Here is a 20,452-nt window from a genome sequence, read left to right as displayed (position 1 = left end):
CTGTGCAAAAGTTGCCCAGATCAATGCAGCTTCTTGTGGACCGTCTTTCAGACCTGCCGGGAATAGGTCCCAAGAGTGCGCTGCGCATGGCCATGACCCTTCTTAAATGGCCGGAAGACAAGACCAGGGGGCTGGGGCAGAGCATAACTGATCTCCGGGATCAATTATGTATCTGTTCCCAGTGTGCGGCCCTGGCGGATACAGATCCGTGCTCCATATGCTCCGATGCCATGCGGGAGCAGGACAAGCTCTGCCTGGTATCCGAATGGGACAGCCTGCTGGTCATGGAAGAATCGGGGTTTTTCAAGGGGCGCTACCTGGTGCTGGGGGGGCTTTTGTCTCCCCTGGACGGGGTGCGTCCCGATTCCTTAGAGCTGGACAAGCTGCGTGAGAATCTGCAAAGTGGACAGACCAGTGAAATTATCCTGGCCCTGGGTACCACTCTTGAAGCTGAAACCACCGGATCTTATATCAAAAACATGGTGGAAAAGGAATATCCACATGTACGGGTCACCCGTCTGGCCCAGGGGATACCCCTGGGGTCGGATCTAAAGTTCATGGACAAGGAGACCCTGAAGCAGTCCATGCGCTTCAGGCAGAATATCTAAGGCGGGGTACCCTGACCTCATTTTCTTCTTAATGATTCTTCAAAACATTCTCTCCATCTCACTTGCTGCTGCTCCATGGCTTCTGCTGGGCCTTTTTACCGCCGGCCTGATCAAGGCCCTGATTCCGGAGAGCACCCTGCAGCGCTGGGTGGGGGGAAGCGGTCCAGGTGCTGTTGCCAGGGCGGCGTTGATGGGAGCACCATTGCCTCTTTGTTCCTGCGGAGCTATCCCCACGGCCCTTGCCATGTACCGCGGCGGGGCGGGGCGCGGCCCCACCACTGCCTTTTTGATCAGCACCCCGGGTGTCGGGGCTGATTCCCTGGCCATTACCTATGCCCTGCTGGGTCCTGTAATGACCCTGGCCAGGGCTCTGGGGGCGGTTGTTACAGGCGTTGTCACCGGGTTGCTGGTATCACTTGTCAGGCCCCCATGTTCTATTGAGTCTGCTCCGGCGGAGGCAGGGGAGGACGGTTGCTCCTGCAGTTCAACCGGGACCGGGTGTGCCGGAGGTTCTACCATAATCCCCAGTGAGCCTCTGGCCGTGGGCATAAAAGCCGGGATGCGCTATGTCTTTTATGATCTGTTCCGGGATATAATCGCCTGGATTCTCCTTGGCCTGGTCATTGCCGGTATGCTCATTACCTTTGTTCCTCCTCAGGCTCTGGCTGATTACGGCAGTGGTGTGTGGGCCATGCTTGTCATGGCCGTGGCCGGGATGCCCATGTATATCTGCGCGGCGGCGGCGACTCCCATCAGCGCCGGCATGCTCATGGCCGGAGTCTCCCCTGGGACGGTACTGGTCTTTTTGCTGGCCGTACCCATCACCAGTCTGTCCACCCTGGGGGTGCTCCGCCGGGAGATGGGCAGCCGGGTTCTGGCCTGTTATGTTGCCGGAATTGTGCTGACCACTGTCTTGCTTGGCCTGGGCATGGACCATCTTGTCGTTCTGGCCGGGATAGATATGGCAGTCCAGAAAGGGGCAGCCAGGGATCTTCTTCCAGTCTGGCTGGAATGGACCGGCCTGGTGGTTCTGGTGCTTTTGACGGCTGTTACGGTCTTTAAGTCGAAAGGGGGCATTTTCCGTCGCAGATAAGCCGGGGATGCCACGGATTGTTTTTATGGACGCGGCTGCTGAAGTGGTTGTCAGGCAAACTGCCTGTTGATTTTGTGCAGGGATTATTTTAGCAACGCGGTTGCTTGTTCATCCGTTTGTAACTATGCACCAGGGTCCGGGGACTTTGCAAACAGGACGTAAAAACTTCACCCTGTTAAACCCTGCGAAGCAGGACCGCTATGCGGTGTTTAACAGGGCGAGCACCAAGGAAGCGTAAATCAAAACCTATACACGGATATAATAACCAGGATATTTCCTTTAGCCTGCTTTGAATCAAGTTCGGTGTTTTACGGTTTTGATCAACGCTTCCTACGTCGTTCAGATCCCGCACTTACTTTTTGGCAAATATTGATTTGAAAACTGGGCAGACGTAGAAAAAGTAAGTGCGGGACCCAGTTTGCAAAGCCCCCGGACCCTGTATATCAGCGGTTCGCTTGGATTGACCAATTGTATCAGATGGTTAACAGTTACATCCGTTTATGAATTTAAACTATACCCATCAGGAGAATGACTGTCATGGAAGAAAGAGACGAGGAACAGAGTTTTGCCCGCATGCTGGCTGAGTCGGAAATGGAGTCCGGCCCGGAGCTTGAGCCTGGAGACAGGGTCAGGGGAAAGATAATCAGCATCGGCAAGGATCATGTATATGTTGATACCGGCACCAAGACCGACGGTGTTGCAGACAGGGAGGATCTTCTGGACAGTGAGGGCAACCTTGCCCTTGAAGAAGGGGATTCAGTAGAGCTGTTCGTGGTTTCCAGGCATCAGGGCGAAATCAGGCTGGCCTCTTCTTTCGGCGCTCATGGTGGCGTGCAGCAGCTTATGCAGGCCATGGAGCAGGAGATACCGGTACAGGGCAAAGTCAAGGAGACCTGCAAAGGCGGTTTCAGGGTTCAGGTCATGGGCAATCACCTCGCCTTCTGTCCCATGAGCCAGATGGACAATCGCATGGTTGAGGACTCCCAGAGCCTGGTGGGGGAGAGCATGACCTTTCTCGTGAGCAGGGTGGAGGCCAATGGCCGGAATATTGTCGTGTCCAGAAGGGCATTAAAGGACAAAGAACAGGCTGAGTCCCTGCACGAATTTTCCAGGAACTATAAGCCCGGGGATGTTCTCCAGGGCACAGTGACCAGGGTTGAACCTTACGGAGTATTTGTAGAGGTTGCCCCGGGTCTTGAGGGCCTGGTGCATATAAGCGAGATGAGCTGGTCCAGAAGTCTTGCTCCAGAGGAGATTGTTTCAGTGGGTGATACAGTATCAGTGCATCTTTTGGGTATAGAAGAAAAGGACAAGGGCCAGGTTCGAATCGGCCTGTCCATGAAGCAGGCTCAGGCAGATCCATGGGAGAGCATCACTGAAAATTTTGAGCCCGGAAGCGTGGTCGAGGGTGTGGTGACCAGAGTCGCACCCTTTGGGGCTTTTGTTGAAATCTCTCCAGGTCTTGAAGGCCTGGTTCATGTGAGCGAAATGAGCTACCTGAAAAGAGTCAGCAAGCCAGAGGAAGAGGTGCAGCCCGGACAGAAAGTCCGGGTAAAGGTCAAAGGGATAGACTCCCTTGAAAGACGGATATCCTTGAGTATGCGCGACGCTCAGGGAGATCCATGGGAAGGAGTCTCCACCCGCTACGAAAAAGGCACCCTGGTTGAAGGAAAGATGGAAAAGCAGGAGGATTTCGGCATGCTGGTGGCCCTGGAACCAGGGGTAGTGGGTCTTGTACCCCGCTCCATCCTTCATCAGAACCAGGATTCGTCCCTGACAAATAAAAAACCGGGAGACAGGGTGAATGTGGCTGTAGAATCAGTGGACGAGGCAAACCGGCGCATATCCCTGCAGCCGGCTGATTCAGTGCAGTCCGAAGAATGGCAGTCCTATGCCCCTGCCCGGGATAACGGTCTTGGCTCCCTGGGACTGGAACTGAAAAAGGCCATGGAAAAGAAAAAAGGTTAGTAGCTGTTCAGCACATTTTGTGTGTACTCTTGTTCTGGCCATCGGTGTCGGGGTCGGTATCGGTATCGGCTTTCCGGCTCGGAGAGCCTACAGCTCGGAGAGGTTCGATAGAAAACCGAAAAACAAAGTTGCGTGGGGCGTTCTCCAACAGCTTCGATACCGACCCCGATACCGACCCCGACCCCGATAAAACCAATTATCATGGTGAACAGTTACAAAGGTTAGCAGCTTCCGAGCTTGTGTCCTTTTAGTGACTTACTCCTGAAACCTTGCCTGCCCCGTGAAATTTCCTTCATTTCACCGGGGTCATAAAAAACAAGAAACTTAGACAGGATTAACAGGATGGATAGGATAATCAGCCACCGGCCTGATGCCGCTGACTGAATTTACCATCCAGCACTCACTTTCTTCTTCATGAGTGCCGGAAAAAAGTGAGTGCTGGAGTGATTACCTTTTGGCCTGGCTTCCGGCCAGGACAAAAATGTTTTTCTCTTAATCAATCTCTTAATCCTGTTAATCCTGTCAAAAAACTCTTTTATTTATTGGGTTGCGGGCATGGCCCGCCTTAGGAAGAAAGTATGGGTGTATGGGAGTATGGGCGTAAGGATATTTTGACTCCTTTACTCCCATACTTCCATACTCCCATACGCCCATACTCCCATACTTCTTAAGGCCGGGGGTGATTCGTTCTAATTGCGTTTCACTCCCGGCGAGAGCCTCTTCCAAGCAAACGCAAAAACCTGCCTGAAAGCCTGATGGCGTCTTCAGGGCACATTTCCTGACAGCAGTAGCAGTTGATGCATTTGTCCCTGTCCAGCACCGGTCCGCTGGAAGACATGCTCATTGCGCCCACTGGACAGTGCCCGGCACAGATCCCGCAGGAGATGCACCTGGAGCTGACTACTTCAGGCAGGCAGTTGGCCCACCTGGAAAGGTAGCGATTCAACACGAGCCCTGTTATTCCGGGGATAAACGTCCCGGGAAACTTAAAGCCAGGGATTTTTTCCAGGGACCCTTTTATATTCATTTTTTCCGGGTCTGTTTCTCCAAGTCCCATTTTGCCTGCAAAATCCAGGTGCGGCACCTGGGAAGGTCTGATGCCCAGCATGTGAGTCGCAGCTGCATCCAGGCTGACAGCATTGTCCGAGGCCAGAATCCGGTTCAGATAAACCGGGGTGCCGTTGGAAGGCCCGTTGCCCTGCATGGCCAGCACTGCATCCATGATGTTCAGTTCCGGTGGGCGTACCTGGTAAATGTCCAGAAGGCCCCGGGCAAAATCTGCTGCTGAAGGACAGCTTGCATGCAGGTACATTTTGTCTGCCCCCACAACGTAGCCGAATGTGTTTTTTACCGCCCCGGTGAGTACTGTCAAAGAATGGGTCTTGAGTTTGGGCAGGTTAATGACCTCGTCTGCTTCCAGGACTTCCCTGGATATGGTGGCCTGACTGAAATATTTTGAATGGATATCTTTTCGAACCGGATTGTGTCCCAGGTTGACAAAACATTGGCCGGCGCATTCAAGCACGCCGCATTTGCGGGCCGAGTGCAAAGCCTTGCCGTATCCCCCCATGCCGGGATTGTCGCCGACAATAACCCGGGCTCCTTTTTTCTCAAGGACCCGGACCACGCTTTTTACCAGCATGGGATGGGTGGTGACAGCTTTTTCCGGTGCGTGGGGCCCCAGGATATTGGGTTTGACCAGTATAAGCCTGTCTTTTCTTTCCCGGGGAAAGACCTCCAGGATTTTTTCCACCACTTCATCCAGGCGGTCATCATAGGCTGCGCTGCAGATATAAACCCGCTGCAATGAATTCTTAAGTCCCATTAGTCACCTGGTCCCGGCAGGATAAGGGTTTGGACCGTTTTCCTTTCTGTATTATTTTATTGGCCATGTCAGGGCACTGACCCTTTGAAGAAGAGCCGGTCAGGCCTGTTTTTGGTATAGGCATGTTTGGCCGTGAATACGCAAGCTTTTTCTGTGGTTCATTTTGTTTTCCATGACAAGGCTGCAGATGTATCGACCCGGGGCAGGTGGCCTGCCGGGCTGGTCCCCGGAGCCCTGGAGCAGGTGCCGGGATCATGGACTGATATTCAGTTTGCGCATTTTGCCCCTCAACGTACTGGGATTGAGGCCCAGAATTTCCGCTGCTCCGCCCGGGCCGGTAATCTTGCCCCGGGCAACTTCCAGGGCCTTTTTTATATGGCGGGCAGCCGCCTCTTCAAAGGTGAGTACCTGTGTGTTGCCGCTGGTTTCTAAGTTTGTCTCGATGCTTTTTTGCCCGCTGACGGCAAGGTCCAGGTTCAGGACTGCGGAGTCCGGGTTGTCTGCATGGGCCTGAATCAGTGTGCGTTCCACCAGGTTCTGCAGTTCACGGACATTGCCCGGCCAGGCCCGCTTTTTCAGCCTGTCCATTGTCCCGGAAGGTATGCGGATTTCCCTGGTGATTTTCATCTCCCTGCATTTTCTGGATACAAGATGATCCAGAAGGGCGGGCAGGTCCTGGGGACGCTGCCGCAGGGGCGGAATCATTATGGGAAATACATTCAGCCTGAACCAGAGATCTTCCCTGAACTCACCCCGTTGCACCATCTGTTCCAGGTTGCGATGAGTGGCGCTGATTATCCGGACATCCACCGGGATGGTCCGTGATCCTCCAACACGTTCTATTTCGTTTTGCTGCAGGACTCTTAATAGCTTGGCCTGGATGTTTAAGGGAAGTTCACCTATCTCATCCAGGAAAATGGTCCCCTTGTCCGCCCGCTCAAATCTGCCCCTGTTTCTGGATATAGCACCGGTAAACGCCCCTTTTTCATGTCCGAAAAGCTCGCTGTCTACAAGGGACTCCGGCAGTCCGCCGCAGTTTACCTTTATAAATGGCCCGTCCGACCTGAGAGATGCCGCGTGCAGGGCATTGGCAAAAATCTCCTTGCCTGTCCCGGTCTCGCCCTGCAGCAGCACAGGGCTTTCCAGGGGGGCAACCTGGCGTACCATGCGCATGACTTGCCTCAGGCCGAATTCTGCACCCACGATCCTGTTGTCTGCGCTCAGGCCGCTCAGCTCACTTCGCAGGTCCCGGTTGTAGTCCTCAAGCATGTTTTTAAGCTGGATAGCCTCTTCGTATTGCAGGGCATTGGCCAGGGCCACGGAAAAAGGCTTGTTCAGGCTGCTCATGATGCGGGCATGTTCTTTGGTATATCTGTTTTTGCCTTCAGCCACCAGGAGAAGGAGGCCCATGCGCCTGGATTCCAGGGCCAGGTCAGTGCGCAGCAGGGAAACATCCTCGGGCCAGAAGGCCCGGATAAGTTCCTGCACCGCCGGCTCTTCCAGGGAAATGTCATTGAGGATTCTAAAGCCGGGCTTTGATTCCCATTCCCTGGTGAACTTAGAAACAATGTTTTGAGGCATGGATACTGTGGACCTGCTTTCAGGCCAGTCATCCGGTGAAATATGCACAACGCTGCGGGCGACTCCTGGTTCCGGATCTATAAGACCGATATTCAGGGCGTCTGCCGGAATGTAGCTGCTGATAAATTCCAGGGTGTTCTGCATGGCTTTTTGCAGATCAAGGCTGCCGCATATGCGCATGGTGGCTTCGCGGAAAAAAATGTTTTGATCCATGGGTTGATCCCGGGTTTTGTAAATGTTCAATATGAGAGGCCTGCACAATAGCGCTGTGGACATCGGCTCATTGATACAGGACAGGCGGCTTCGAGCCTGGCTGCTGGTCAAATGTGACAGCATGCAGGTGGAAAGTCAAATATGACAAAACATTCTGGTCAAATATGACTGCTGATGCTTTTTTATATTCAAATCTTGCTGATTTTAAAGGATATTTTTTATGGCATTTTTCATGCTTTCATTTTGCTCGTTTGTGATTACCGGCACCTACTGAATGATTACTCAAGCAGGGTCCGCCCGGAGGAAGCGAGTTTTTTATGTCCTACACGGAAATTATACATGTGCATGCATACAATGATAAGTGCAGGAAAAAAGCCCTGGACAAGGCCAGGGAAATTTCACCGGGTGCCAGCGACAGACTGGAGTCAGTGAGCATTTTCTTGCGCAGGGACTGGGAGACAGAGATTGTCATCCTGCTGACATGGGAAGAAAGGCCCGGTGGACAGACTTATTCCACGGAAGGCCTGAGCATAGTCGAGTGTCTTTCCAGGTTTGGGTGGGTTGCTCATTCGGCATGGACTCTGGATCAGGCCAGAAAAAGACAGACAATCGGCAGCAGATAAATCAGGGGCAAATAAAAGCCGGCCGGCTTTTCCTGCCCGGAACACTACGGAGGAATGGATGCCATCCCGCAGATTTATGCGCATTTTTAAATACCATGCAGTCTTCATGGCAGTGCTGCTTATAACAGGCCTTAGCGCCTGCAACGGCGACAACCCTGAACAGTCGGAGCAGCAGGAAGCTCCTCCCTCAAAGGTTAGTTACCAGGAAGTACACAAGACGGATGTGCAGGTATTCAGGCAGTATCCGGCCCGGGTGCACGGTTCCAGCACCGTTCAGGTTAGATCCAGGGTAGAGGGCATCCTGGAAGAGAAGCTTTACCAGGAAGGTGAAGTAGTTAGCAAGGGAGACGAACTTTTTGTCATTGACCAGGAACCCTTTGAGATAGCTCTTCGCCAGGCCAGGGCGGATCTGGAAGACGCCCGGGCCGGATATGATCATGCCAGAAGAGACTGGAAAAGGTACTCCAGGCTGTATGAGCAGGGCACTGTAAGTGAGCAGACCAGAGACGAGGCCAGGACCGAGTATCAACTGGCAGGAGCCGCTGTGAGCAGGGCAGAGGCCAATGTAGAAGACGCCCGCCGCAACCTGCGCTACACCAGGGTCAGCGCCCCGGTGGACGGAATTACCGGCATGGAGGATGTCTCTGAAGGTAATCTTTTAAGCTGGGGAGATCTCTTGACCACCATGACCCGGAATGATCCGGTGCATGTTCGCTTTTCCATTCCCCAGGAAGAAGCCGTGGCTAGAAGAATGGCTGCACAAGCCGGTCCGGAAGAAGCTCTCCCCCCGAAATCGCTCCTGGAAGGGGCCAGGGTAGGCCGGGAAGGTCTGGATGTTCTTCTGGCCAGGCTTATGCCCGACAGAGATCAAAAATATCCGCATAAAGGTGTTGTGGACTTTACAGCCAGTACTGTGGATCCGGATACCGGTGAGGTTGCCTACAGGGCTGTTTTTGCCAATCCGGACCAGGAACTCATGCCCGGACAGTTTGTGCGTGTGCGTCTTCTGCTGCAGAACCTGGAGGATGTCTTTCTTGTGCCGGAAAGTGCTGTAGGGCAGGATCAGGAAGGTCCCATGGTCTTTGTTCTGGATGAGGACAACGTGGCCCAGGTGCGCCATGTAAGGCTCGGCCCTGTACTTGAGGACGGCTGGGCGGTCTTTGAGGGACTGCAGGAGAAGGACAGGGTGGTGGTCAACGGCCAGGTGGCCCTGGAGGACGGAGAACAGGTCCAGGCCCGGCCTGCAGAAAATCCGGAGACGAAGTAATGCTCAGATTTTTTATCAACCGCCCCATTTTCGCCTCGGTCATCTCCATTATCATAGTCCTGGCCGGGACAACAGCCCTGCGCGTTTTGCCGGTGGAGCAATATCCGGAAGTGGTTCCCCCGGAAGTAGTGGTAAACGCCAGTTATCCCGGAGCCAGCGCAGAGGTTGTGGCGGAAGCGGTGGCAGCGCCCCTGGAGCAGGAGATAAACGGTGTGGACGATATGCTCTACATGGAGTCCACAACCACAGATGACGGCACACTGCAGATAGTGGTCACCTTTGAAATGGGTACTGACCCGGATATGGCCTCGGTGAACGTAAACAACCGGGTGGAGGCCGCCCTGCCAAGGCTGCCCCAGGCGGTGCGCGACCAGGGGGTACGTGCCGAGGACAGATCCACCAATATCCTCATGGTGCCGGTCCTATATTCCCCGGATGAGAGCCGGGACAGCCTTTTTATCGCCAATTACGCCATTATGAACGTCCTGGAAGAACTCAACCGCCTGCCCGGTGTGGGCGAGGCCTCGGTATTCGCCCCCGAGGACTACTCCATGCGCATCTGGCAGGACCCGGACAAACTGGCCCGTCACGACCTTACCCCGTCGGACCTGGCGGATGCCATCCGGGAGCAGAGTGCGCATTACGCAGCTGGCCGGATTGGGGCTGACCCTGCTCCTGCAGGGGTGGATTTTACTTACTCCGTGAGCACCGACGAAATGCTTGCAGAGCCGGAGGAGTACGAGGATATCATCCTGCGCTCCGGGAAAAACGTGAGTACCCTGCGCCTGGGGGATGTGGCCAGGGCTGAGCTGGGTCCGCAGCGCTACGGATTCTCGGCTGAATATAATGGTCAGCAGGCAGTGGGGATGGGGGTCTTTCTGGCACCAGGGGCCAATGCCATGGAAACCGCTGAAGTGGTAAACGAAGCCCTGGAGGAAATGTCAGTGCACTTTCCCGAAGGCTTAGACTATACCATGGGCTACGACGTTACCGAATTTATTGAGGCCTCCATCCAGGAAGTGCTGATTACCCTGCTTATAGCCATGGCCCTGGTGGTTCTGGTTACCTTCATCTTTCTGCAGCGCCTGCGGGCCACGCTTATTCCTGTAACCGCCATACCGGTGTCCATCATAGGCACCTTTGCCGGCATGCTGGCCATGGGTTTTTCCGTAAACCTGCTCACCCTATTCGGGCTGGTGCTGTCCATCGGCATAGTAGTGGATAACGCCATTATTGTCATGGAAAACGTGGAAAGGCTCATGCGGGAAAGAAGTCTCAAGGCCAGGGAGGCTTCCATAGAAACCATGAAGCAGGTGGCTGGAGCGGTACTTGCCTCCACCCTGGTTCTGGTGGCCGTGTTTGCCCCTTCCGCCTTTCTGGGCGGCATGACCGGGGAGCTCTACCGCCAGTTTGCTGTGACCATTGCCGTGTCCGTGGTGGTCTCGGGCGTAGTGGCCCTGACCCTGACTCCGGCCATGTGCGCCCTGCTCCTGGACAGACAGCGCGGTCGGCTGCCAAGGCCCTTTGTCTGGTTCAACAGGGCATTTGAAATGCAGACCAGTGCTTATGTCTGGGTGGTGAGCAAGATGGTGCGGCATGCAGCGGTTGGTGTCCTTCTCTTTGCAGTGTTTACCGGGGCCACAGTTTATGCTGTGACCAGGATGGCTCCAGGACTTATCCCCCAGGAGGACCAGGGCGGCTTTATAATGGCCATGGAACTGCCGGCTGCCTCTTCCCTTTCCCGTACTGAGCAGGCCAGGGACAAGGTTATGGACGGCCTGATGGAGATGGAAGAGGTTGAAAGTTTTACCGGGATAGCCGGGGTGGATATTTTTGATATGGCCCTGCGTTCCCATATGGGCATGGGGTTTGTGAATCTGACTCACTGGGATGAACGCCAGGAACCGGGACAGGATGCCCAGTCCATGACCGAAAAGGTCATGGGTATGGGGCAGGAGATCCAGGAGGCGAATATCCTGGCCTTTGTCCCTCCGCCCATTGTCGGCCTTTCCCTGGCCGGGGGAGTTGAAGGCTATCTGGAAGTGCGCGGTGACATGGATGTTGAGGAGCTGGAGGCCATGGCCTGGGAACTCATGGCTGCAGCCAACGAGCGGCCGGAACTGGTCAATGCCAGGACCACCTTGGAAACAGACATACCCAATTACCGGGCGGATCTGGACCGTGAAAAGTCCAGGGACATGGGGGTCCCCGTAAATCAGGTATATGAAACCATGCAGAGTACTTTCGGGACCCTGTATGTAGGTGATTTTACCATGCAGGACCGCAACTGGCAGGTGAACCTGCAGTCGGAAAAGGATTTCAGGAGCCGGCCCGAGGACCTGAGCAAGGTGTTTGTACGTTCTGAGCATGGTCAGATGCTGCCCCTGACCTCCCTGGTCTCCCTGGAGCGGGACGTGGGACCCGATGTAATCAACCGGTACAATGTCAACAGCGCAGCAAGGCTAATGGCTGACGCAGCACCGGGCTACACCACCGGCGAAGCCAAGGAGGCGGTGGAAGAAGTGGCGGAAAAGATAATCGGGAATGGAGAGACAAGCCTGGGCTGGATCGGAGAGGCCTTCCAGCTCGATGTTGCCGCCGGTGCGGGAGGCACGGCTTTCGGGCTGGGTCTGGTCATGGTGGTATTGATCCTGGCCGCCCAGTACGAACGCTGGACCCTGCCCCTGGCCGTGGCTTCCGCGGTCCCCTTCGGGGTGCTTGGTGCCTCTCTGGCCGCCATGCTCAGGGGATTTCCCAATGACATTTATTTCCAGGTGGGGCTTCTGGTGCTCATAGGTCTGGCTGCCAAGAATGCCATCCTGATAGTTGCCTTTGCCGCCCAGAACCGGGAAAACGAAGGCATGAACTCCACCGAAGCAGCCTTGAGCGCAGCCAGACAGCGCTTCAGGCCCATCGTCATGACCGCCATGACCTTTATTATCGGAGTTTTGCCCCTGGTCTTCGCCACAGGCGCTGGAGCGGCCAGCCGCCAGGTGATCGGAACCGTGGTGGTGGGAGGCATGCTCCTGGCCAGCACTGTGGCCATTTTGTTCGTGCCTCTTTTTTACAAGCTCATGGACGATGTCTCCTTTTACTTTCACAACCGCAAAATGTTCCGGGATAAAAGGTAGATGCGACTGCAAAAAGTCATATTTCCAGTCGCAGTAGTCAGTGGCCAGTAGTCAGTAGTAACCTGACATCGGGATTTATTTTCAATAGCTGGACTAAGGAGGCGCCAGGGGCAAGACTGACTTGCCATGTAAAACAGATTCGCCCATGCCTCACATGCTGGGGCTCCTCTGGAAATTGGGACCAGGGTCATCCTGCGGCATGCCAACCTGGCCACCACACAACGGTATCTGGAAAGGTCAGCGATGCTGAAGCTCTGCACTGGATTGAAAACATCTACCGTTAAAATCAACCCGGGGCAGGCGTAACTGCCTGCCCCACCGACTCAATCTTTGGATTGGTATTCCTCCCAGGCCTAATTCCAGACTACTCCTGCCACATAGACGTTATACACACAACCACCAGTCACTCATAATGCTTTTATAACCTCTCTCTACAATTGTCTTTCGGGCAGCACAGCTCTAAGCATCGTCAAGTACTTCCCTGATTTTAGCTGCCAGTTCGTTGATTTGATAGGGCTTTCCTAAATACCCCCTGGAGCCAATATTTAAAACATCCAGACCGTTGGAAGCATACCCGCTGGCGATGAGAACCCTGACACGGGGATCAAGGTGCAGCAGTTCCTGGAGGCATTTGCGTCCGCCCATGCCCGGCATGTTCAGATCCAGCAGCACCAGGTCAACATTTTCCCCCTGCTGTTTATAGATATCCAGAGCCTCTTCTCCGCTGGAGGCCACTCTGGCGGAATAACCCAATGATTCCAGAGCCTCCCGGGTCAGTTCCCGGATTTCCGGTTCATCGTCCACCACCAGGATTGTTTCCCGGCCTCCCGGGGCATTTTCAGCCGGAGCAGACTCATCTGGCTGCAATGCATCAGCTTCCTGGACAGGAAAAAATATCTTGAAGGTTGTACCCTGTCCGGGTTCGCTGTAGCACTGGATGTAACCGCCGTGCGCATTGATAATGCCGTAAGCAGTGGCCAGACCCAGGCCGTTGCCCTTGCCGGTTTCCTTGGTGGTGAAGAAGGGGTCGAATATGTGGTGCAGTGTCTCCCTGTCCATGCCGCATCCAGTGTCGGTCACAGACAAAAGGACATAATTCCCAGGAGTTACGCCGGGATGCAATTTTACGAAAGCCTCGTCCAGGACCACACTATTGGTCTCAAAGGCAAGCCGTCCTCCCTGGGGCATGGCGTCCACAGCATTGTTGGCCAGGTTGAGAAGCACCTGCTCGATCTGAACCGGATCGGCAGCAATAGGTTCGATGTAAGGATCAAGGTGCAGCTCAAGGGCGATCATTTTGGGGACAACCCGCTCAAGCATTTGGAAGACTTCCTGCAGTTCTTCATTGAGATCCACTTGAACTTTTTGGAACTTTGCTTTGCGGCCTGCAAGCAACAGCTGTTGAACAAGACTGGCTGAGCGTGCTATGGAGCGAGATATGGCCTGCAGTCTGGAAATGTCAGGATGATCCGCAGACTTGTCCTGTAAAAGAAACTCGATGTTGCCGCTCATGGTCTGCAAGAGGTTGTTGAAGTCATGGGCCACCCCACCGGCCATGATGCCTATGGATTCCATCTTCTGGGCCTGAAGGAGTCTGGCCTGTAGCTGTTCGCGTTCCTGTTCGGCCCTCTTGCGGCAGAGGATAGTCCAAAGGCCGGACATGAGAAGCTCAAGCTGGCGGACATCATCGTCACTATAGGCGGTTGGCTTGTTGGCTGCACCGGCAACGATAACAATCCTGTCCTGGTCAAAGATGGGGACATTCATATGCCGGGTTACATGGACATGACCCTCGGGCATGCCTTTTTTCAAAGGAGATGACGTCGAGTAATCATTGGTGATAATTGCACGGCGCTGGCGGATGGCTTCGCCCCAGAGTCCTGTATCGCATACCTTGAACTCCACATGTTTGTCCTTGATCGCGCATTCCTGCATGGCTTTGCTGGACCATGCAAACATGTTAAGCACCGTTTCATCCTCACTGGGGAAAGCTACGTAACCCATTGAACTGCCGGTCAGGGACACTGCTGCCTCCATTGCGAAATGTGTGAGTTCGGTTACGCTGGCGTCCTTCATGTTATTAAGGTCAAGAAGGGTCTGAAGACGTTTTTCATTCAGGCGGATCGTTTCCTCGGCCTTTTTCAACTCAGTGATATCCGTGATAATAGTGGCGAATTTATTTTTCTCCGGTGAAACAACAGAAATGCGTAAATGCTTGTTCAGTGGTTGATAATAAGTTGAAAAATCCAATGGTGTCCCGGTAATTGCAACCTGAGAAAATTCCTGCCAATAGGGAGGTGTATCGGTGCCGTACACTTCTGTGGCCAGTTTTCCCACAGCTTCTGCTTTGGAAATGCCTGTCATTTTTGTAAATGCCTGGTTGCAGTCAATAATGCGATAATCTATTGCTTCTCCCCGGCTGTCAAAAACCAGCTCATGCAAAACCACTGCTTCAGTCATTGCGGAAAAAAGAGACCTCAGCTTTTGCTCACTTTCCCGCAAGGCTTCTGCCTTTTGTTTATACTCAGTAATATCCCTCAGCTGTTCAATAAGCTGGACGACATTTCCTTTCTCATCCAGTATGGGATTACTGCGGCATTCAAGATAAATGCCCAGTTCCGGAACAAACTTTTCTATCTGCTCTGCCTTCCTGCTTTTAAGGGCCTTTCTTGTGGCACATTCTTCACATTCCTGGAGGCGTCCTATGAGCTCAAAACATTTTCTTCCTTTTACCTCATCCAGAGACATGCCCAGCAGGTCGTAGCCAGTCTGGTTGTAGCGCTCTATACTCAAGTCGGGGTACTGGATGGCCAGGACATCTGAAACACCGTTGATGATACCCTCAAGCAGTCTTTTCTGGGCTTTCATTTCCTGCTCAGAACGCTTGAGATCAGTAATGTCCAGCAGTGAAGCCACGCTTTTGTCCGTACCGGGTATCATGTCGATATATAAGTAAATGTTCTTCACATTACTGTCTTTATCCACAAACCTGAATTCGTATTCAGTTAAAGCTTTTTTTCTGTCTTTACGTCTTAGATTATGCTGGTGCCGCATGCTCTCAAGGTCTTCCGGGACTACAAATTCCATCCAGGTTTTTTTGTTTTCAATCTGTTCAGGGTGATATCCAGCCAGCTGGGCAAATCTGGCATTGACAAGGGATATGGTGCCATCTTTTTCCAGGATACAGCTTGCAGTCCCTGTATTCTCAAAAACCGTCCTGTATTTTTCTTCACTTTTACGGAGGGCTTCTTCTGTTTGTTTATGCGCGGTAATATCCGAAACAAACCCCTGATAATGAGTGAAACTGCCAGTTGCATCCCGCACTGCCCGGATATTTATGGATGCCCAGAACACTGACCCATCCCGCCTGAGAAAGCGGCACTCAAAATTTTGCACCTGGCCGCGGGTTGCAAGCTGTTGCTGCAGTTTGCTTCTGTCTTCAGGATCTGCGTATAACTGGCTGGGGATATCAGTTATGGAGTCAATGAGTTCTTCGGGAGTATCATAACCGTGCATCTGGGCCAGAAACGGGTTGGTTGATAGCAAATGTCCATCCGAGGTGGTGGTGAAAACGCCTATCGGGGCATTTGTGAACAGCTCCTGACACTGTTCCGGGGTGAGTTCGGAAAGGCCTTTAGATGTGTTATCCTGTGGCATGACCGCTCCAAACAGGTTTAGGTGAGATCGACAAAAACTGTATGACCCTATTTCTGAATTTATCCAAAGGCGGCCTTTTTTCCGTGCATGATTGCGAAAAAAAGTTTGTCAAATTGTAACAGTTCAGCTGTGTCATCGCATGTGCCATAGGGCGAGCCTGTCCCCTGCTTTCCATAAAAATGGCTAAAATGTTACACCAAATTATTATTGTGATGCGCCTGCAAAAAGTCGGGAAATGAAAAATTCAGAAATCAACAATCTGCATAACTCTCTGATTTTACTGACCCCTGATCTCTGACGTCTGTGACTGCAAAAATGACTTTTTGCAGTCACATCTATTGTTATTCAGAATGAACAGTTTCAGGACTCTTGCCCATAAATTTAATAAATGTAGCCAATATATCCAGGTTTATCTGCTTATGCATTTTATCTTTCATTAATTTAAAAGCTTCAAATGGACTGCGCTTATTAGCATATACTCTGTTTGTAGTTAGTGCATCAAAAATATCACAACAAGTTACAATTTGTACATAGTGAGGAATTTTTTTAATTCTGTCTGGATAACCTTCTCCATCCAGTTTTTCATGATGATTCCTGATAACAAATTTTGTTTTATAAGATAAACTTAAATTACTGCAAGCTTCTATACCATATTCAGGATGCTTTTTCATAATTTCCCACTCTTTATTATTTAAAGCACCAGGCTTATTAAGAGTATGGTGTGGAATTAAAGATTTTCCTATATCATGCAGAAAGGCACCAGATCCTATATAAGTTATATCTTTTTTATCATAATTATATTGATTAAGTAGAAATGCTGAATAAACAAAAACATTCACAGAATGAGTATAAGAATAATAATCATGACTTATCAGTTTGCGTACAGATGCTAAATTTTCAGGTTTAGAAAGAAAATCTATAGTCTGATCTATAACATTTAATAAATCTTTAAACTTATAATCTGATGACAGTTTTTCATTTATCACTTCATAAGATAGATCAGTTGCTAAATTATAAAAAGTCTTGCTTCTTTCATGTAAAGGGATATTTTCATCATACAAAATTTTATCTAAATTTTCTACTAAATACCTATCATAACTTTCAGCCTCATTATATGGTATATATACAGTTTCAATGTTTAAATTATACAATCTATCTCTTTGCGAAAGAGAAAATGCTTCCTTTTTGTTTGTCAATAATACGTAATTATTACCTCTTTTTATGTATATTCGAAAGTCATTTACTTTATTAGGTTGTATTGAATATATTGATACAGGAAAAAATTGCTCAAGATCACCATTTTGATTCGACTTCATTTAAGGATCCTTTAGATGCCCATTTATTGCTATACTGAAAAAAATATATAATATCACAAGCTCCATGACTTGAATCATAATACGAGACAACAATCACCTATATTTCACATTTTATGCCCCATGACAACCCAGAACATAATCCACAAAAAAATGTATATTAACCAGGGGTAACCATTCAGGGGGACCTCGGTGGTGACTGAGGGCACAAGGCCAGGGGGCTGTCCCCGCTTAACCCATCAGGGGGGGGATGCCAATTTGCCTGTCTGCCATGCAGGTAATGCTTTGCTAAGGATCTTTATTCTTCAAAACCGTGTGTGCGGAGCACCCGCCTGCCCGATAAAATTCCGCAGGACAGCAAAGCGTATTTTAGTCGGGTGTACGCCTGAAGGCTTCCCGTGCCTAAGAAGATTTTTTGGCACCCCAGTTGAATGCCCTGCGGGCCAGCTCTTTGAGCTATTCAACGGGGCAGGCTGGCAACTTCGTTGCACACCCCGGTGAAACCCGCTGCGCTGACCCAGCACTCACTTTTCCATTTGTTTGCTTGTGATGAAACCGAAATTATTAAAGTGAGTGCTGGGTGTTTCACGGGGCGAGCGGGCGGCTCTGCCGCTCACGGCTGGGGAGTACGCCTCAAGTCTATTCTCGGTGGCAATTGCTGGCATCCCCTGAATGGTAACACGTAAACTCCCCTCCTTAGCCAAGGAGGGGCTGGGGGTGGTTGTATGAGCTCCCTTCCTTTTATCAGGGACAGGAATTTATCAGGGACAGGCACAATGGACAGATGACCCTTGGAGGAAAAGCCTGGCCTGGTTTGATTATACCGGCATATACAAATATCTTGACCCCCAAGCCCGAAACGCATTAAATGCCCTGGTTACAGCATCGCATCTGTTGACCAAAAAGACCCAGGGCAAACCAAAGGAGCGATACGCAGCCAAGATTCGGCTGATCCGCATTCTCTTTGCCCGGGGCTGGGATCGTCAGAGAATCCTGGATCTGTTTAAAGTGCTGGACTGGCTGATGTCCTTACCTGAAGACCTGGAATCCAAAATTTTCAGTGATATTCGTCAAATAGAGGAGGAGTATCAAATGCCATACGTAACAAGCATAGAAAGAATCGCCCTTAAAAAGGGCATGCAGGAGGGCATAGAGAAAGGCATGCAGCAGGGCATGCAACAGGGCATGCAAAAAGGCGAAGCCCAGCTGCTTCTGCGCCAGCTGGCCCTTAAGTTTGGTCCTATCCCGGAAGACAAGCAACGATTGATTGAGTCTGCCGATTCTCAAAAACTGAGGCAATGGTCAGAACGTATCCTTACTGCCCAGAGCATGGACGAAGTTTTGAATGACAGCTAATCCCCATCTGTCAGGCAGGAATCCTTTGGGGTGCCAAAAATCTTCTTAGGCACGGGAAGCCTGCAGACGTACACCCGACTAAAATGCGCTTTGCTGTCCTTCGCAATTTTAGCGGGCAGGCAGGTGCTTCGTACACACGGTTTTGAAGATTAAAGAGGGCCAGAAAGACTTTACCGGCCTCTCAAGCAGGAAACTTTGCATGATTCCTGCCCCCTGAATGCTTACCATTAAACTAAACATGAGCCTGAAGTTTACGTTTTGTTCAGGTCTTCGATGATTTTTTTCAGCTCACTGGCTTGATTGGCAAGATCAGACACCGCCTGAGCCGACTGGTTCATGGCATCGGCGGTTTCCCTGGCAATGCGGTTCACGTCCTCCATACTTTTGTTCACTTCCTCGCTGGCAGAGGACTGCTCCTCGCTGGCAGTGGCTATGGAGCGCACTTGATCAGCGGCCTCCTGGGCCAGATTTACGATTTCCTGCAGAGCCTGGCCGGAGCTGTTGGCCAGCTCTGTAGCCTTCTCCACGGCTTGAACAGACTGATCCATGCTGTCCATATTGGACCTTGTGCTCTCCTGAATGGAACTTACTGTCTTTTCAACTTCCTTGGTGGCGTTCATGGTCTTTTCCGCCAGTTTGCGCACTTCGTCGGCCACTACGGCAAAACCCCGTCCGGCATCCCCGGCCCGGGCCGCCTCAATGGCAGCGTTGAGGGCCAGAAGGTTGGTCTGATCGGCTATATCGTCAATCACAGTCATTACTTTGCCGATTTCTTCAGACTGCTTCCCCAGGGAGCCCAGATTTTCTTTCATGGCCCTGGACTGCTCCTGAACCTCTTTAATGGCGTCCACGGACTGTTTGACAACCCCAGCCCCTTCTTCAGCTTTGGCCTTGGCCGCATCCGTCTGCTCCGCAGCCCCGGAAGCATTCCTGGCCACCTCAAGCACTGTAGCGTTCATTTCCTCCATGGATGTGGCTGTTTCGCCGATCCTGTTCGTTTGTTCTTCGGTTCCCCGGCTGGCCTGCTCCACCTGGGCTGACAATTCTTCCGTGGCCGAGGCCACATTGTCTGAAATTGTTATAGCTTTGGCAGCAGTATCGGATATGAGCTGATTTTGTCTTTTTATTTCCTCTTCTTTGTCTTTTAGCTCTGTCATGTCCAGGTAAATACAGCACCCTCCAATGCACTGGTCATCCAGGTCGTAAAGAGGATAAACATTGGCCAGCACGTGTGTCTGGCGTCCTTTATGTCCGGTGATGACGACTTCCAGGTTTTTGAACACTTCTCCCTGAGTGATGGATTTACCAACCGCGGTCTTCCTTCCAGGGTCGTTATAAAAGACTTCGGCAAGAGTTTTGCCGAGCTGCTCCGAGGGAGAGGTATCAATCTGCAGCATGTCCATACATATCTGATTGGTAAAAAGTATCCTCTCCTGAGTATCCACAAGGAGAAAGGGCATTGGAAGGCCTTCGATTATCCCTGACTTAAGGCCTTTTTCATATTTCAACACGCTGGAGGCCTTATAAACGGATTCCACCAGCCCGGATAACTGCCCATGCTGAAATCTGTTTTCTTCTATCTGTTTCAGTGGTTGTCCTTGAGCCAGATTAGCAGCAAGTCGCCCCGCACTATGTATATCACAGAGCAATCTCCGGACCAGTATCAAGTTCCCGGCCATAATCAATGCTCCAACAACTGCAACAACCAGGGCAGCAGAAGCATTCTGTTCAGTGGTCAATAATACTCCCACTGCCAGAACAGCCATTAAAATAATTCCGGTAATCAGGAATATGATAATCTTTTTGCCTGAATCCAT

12 protein-coding genes are annotated in these 20,452 nt (G+C 51.6%); 7 read left to right on the top strand and 5 right to left on the bottom strand.

The window, feature by feature from the left end:
* Positions 1-2 precede the first annotated feature (2 nt).
* From recR to DTHIO_RS06075, 3 genes are all read left to right on the top strand, one after another.
* Entirely contained in the window at positions 3-608 is a 606-nt protein-coding gene (gene recR, locus DTHIO_RS06085) for a recombination mediator RecR (protein ID WP_008869466.1), read from the top strand.
* A gap of 31 nt (positions 609-639) precedes the next feature.
* Complete coding sequence (locus tag DTHIO_RS06080) at positions 640-1,701, top strand: SO_0444 family Cu/Zn efflux transporter (RefSeq protein WP_008869465.1); 1,062 nt, start codon at positions 640-642, stop codon at positions 1,699-1,701.
* A 537-nt stretch (positions 1,702-2,238) separates the two neighbouring features.
* Positions 2,239-3,669, top strand: a complete 1,431-nt coding sequence (locus DTHIO_RS06075) for a S1 RNA-binding domain-containing protein (protein ID WP_008869464.1) — start codon at positions 2,239-2,241, stop codon at positions 3,667-3,669.
* Positions 3,670-4,369: 700 nt separating this feature from the next.
* Here DTHIO_RS06075 and DTHIO_RS06070 read toward each other — a convergent pair.
* Together DTHIO_RS06070 and DTHIO_RS06065 are read right to left on the bottom strand one after the other, a co-directional pair.
* On the bottom strand, positions 4,370-5,494 hold the full coding sequence (locus DTHIO_RS06070) for a DUF362 domain-containing protein (RefSeq protein WP_008869463.1): 1,125 nt from the start codon (positions 5,492-5,494) through the stop codon (positions 4,370-4,372).
* 252 nt (positions 5,495-5,746) lie between these two features.
* Positions 5,747-7,288: a sigma-54 interaction domain-containing protein gene (locus DTHIO_RS06065; RefSeq protein WP_008869462.1), complete on the bottom strand. Its 1,542-nt coding sequence runs from the start codon at positions 7,286-7,288 to the stop codon at positions 5,747-5,749.
* Positions 7,289-7,605: 317 nt separating this feature from the next.
* Between DTHIO_RS06065 and DTHIO_RS06060 the strand changes: the two genes are divergently transcribed.
* Genes DTHIO_RS06060 through DTHIO_RS06050 form a run of 3 tightly spaced genes read left to right on the top strand, consistent with a single transcriptional unit; the run spans position 7,606 to position 12,309 of the window.
* Positions 7,606-7,911 carry a hypothetical protein gene (locus DTHIO_RS06060; RefSeq protein WP_008869461.1) on the top strand — a complete coding sequence of 102 codons (306 nt, stop codon included), beginning with the start codon at positions 7,606-7,608 and terminating at the stop codon, positions 7,909-7,911.
* Positions 7,912-7,969: 58 nt separating this feature from the next.
* Positions 7,970-9,178, top strand: coding sequence for an efflux RND transporter periplasmic adaptor subunit (locus DTHIO_RS06055; RefSeq protein ID WP_008869460.1), 1,209 nt, complete (start codon positions 7,970-7,972; stop codon positions 9,176-9,178).
* The gene (locus DTHIO_RS06050; RefSeq protein ID WP_008869459.1) at positions 9,178-12,309 is read left to right on the top strand and encodes an efflux RND transporter permease subunit; all 3,132 of its coding nucleotides are present in this window, start codon (positions 9,178-9,180) and stop codon (positions 12,307-12,309) included. Before DTHIO_RS06055 ends, DTHIO_RS06050 begins: the two co-directional genes overlap by 1 nt.
* 459 nt (positions 12,310-12,768) lie before the next feature.
* On the opposite strand, the gene DTHIO_RS19595 is transcribed toward DTHIO_RS06050, so the two are convergent.
* Positions 12,769-15,966, bottom strand: coding sequence for a PAS domain S-box protein (locus tag DTHIO_RS19595; RefSeq protein ID WP_008869458.1), 3,198 nt, complete (start codon positions 15,964-15,966; stop codon positions 12,769-12,771).
* Between the two features lie 341 nt (positions 15,967-16,307).
* Positions 16,308-17,282 carry an HD-GYP domain-containing protein gene (locus DTHIO_RS06040; RefSeq protein WP_008869457.1) on the bottom strand — a complete coding sequence of 325 codons (975 nt, stop codon included), beginning with the start codon at positions 17,280-17,282 and terminating at the stop codon, positions 16,308-16,310.
* A gap of 891 nt (positions 17,283-18,173) precedes the next feature.
* On the opposite strand from DTHIO_RS06040, the gene DTHIO_RS06035 reads away from it, so the two are divergent.
* A complete protein-coding gene (locus DTHIO_RS06035; protein WP_244156320.1) occupies positions 18,174-18,635 on the top strand; it encodes a DUF4351 domain-containing protein in 462 nt (153 codons plus the stop codon).
* Positions 18,636-18,886: 251 nt separating this feature from the next.
* Here the strand turns inward: DTHIO_RS06035 and DTHIO_RS06030 are convergent, their stop codons facing one another.
* On the bottom strand, positions 18,887-20,452 hold the full coding sequence (locus DTHIO_RS06030) for a methyl-accepting chemotaxis protein (protein ID WP_008869456.1): 1,566 nt from the start codon (positions 20,450-20,452) through the stop codon (positions 18,887-18,889).

Source organism: Desulfonatronospira thiodismutans ASO3-1, from assembly GCF_000174435.1.
GTDB classification, from domain to species: Bacteria; Desulfobacterota; Desulfovibrionia; order Desulfovibrionales; family Desulfonatronovibrionaceae; genus Desulfonatronospira; species Desulfonatronospira thiodismutans.
The sequence above is the reverse complement of the archived record's forward strand: the minus strand, read 5'-3'. Positions and strand labels throughout refer to the sequence as shown.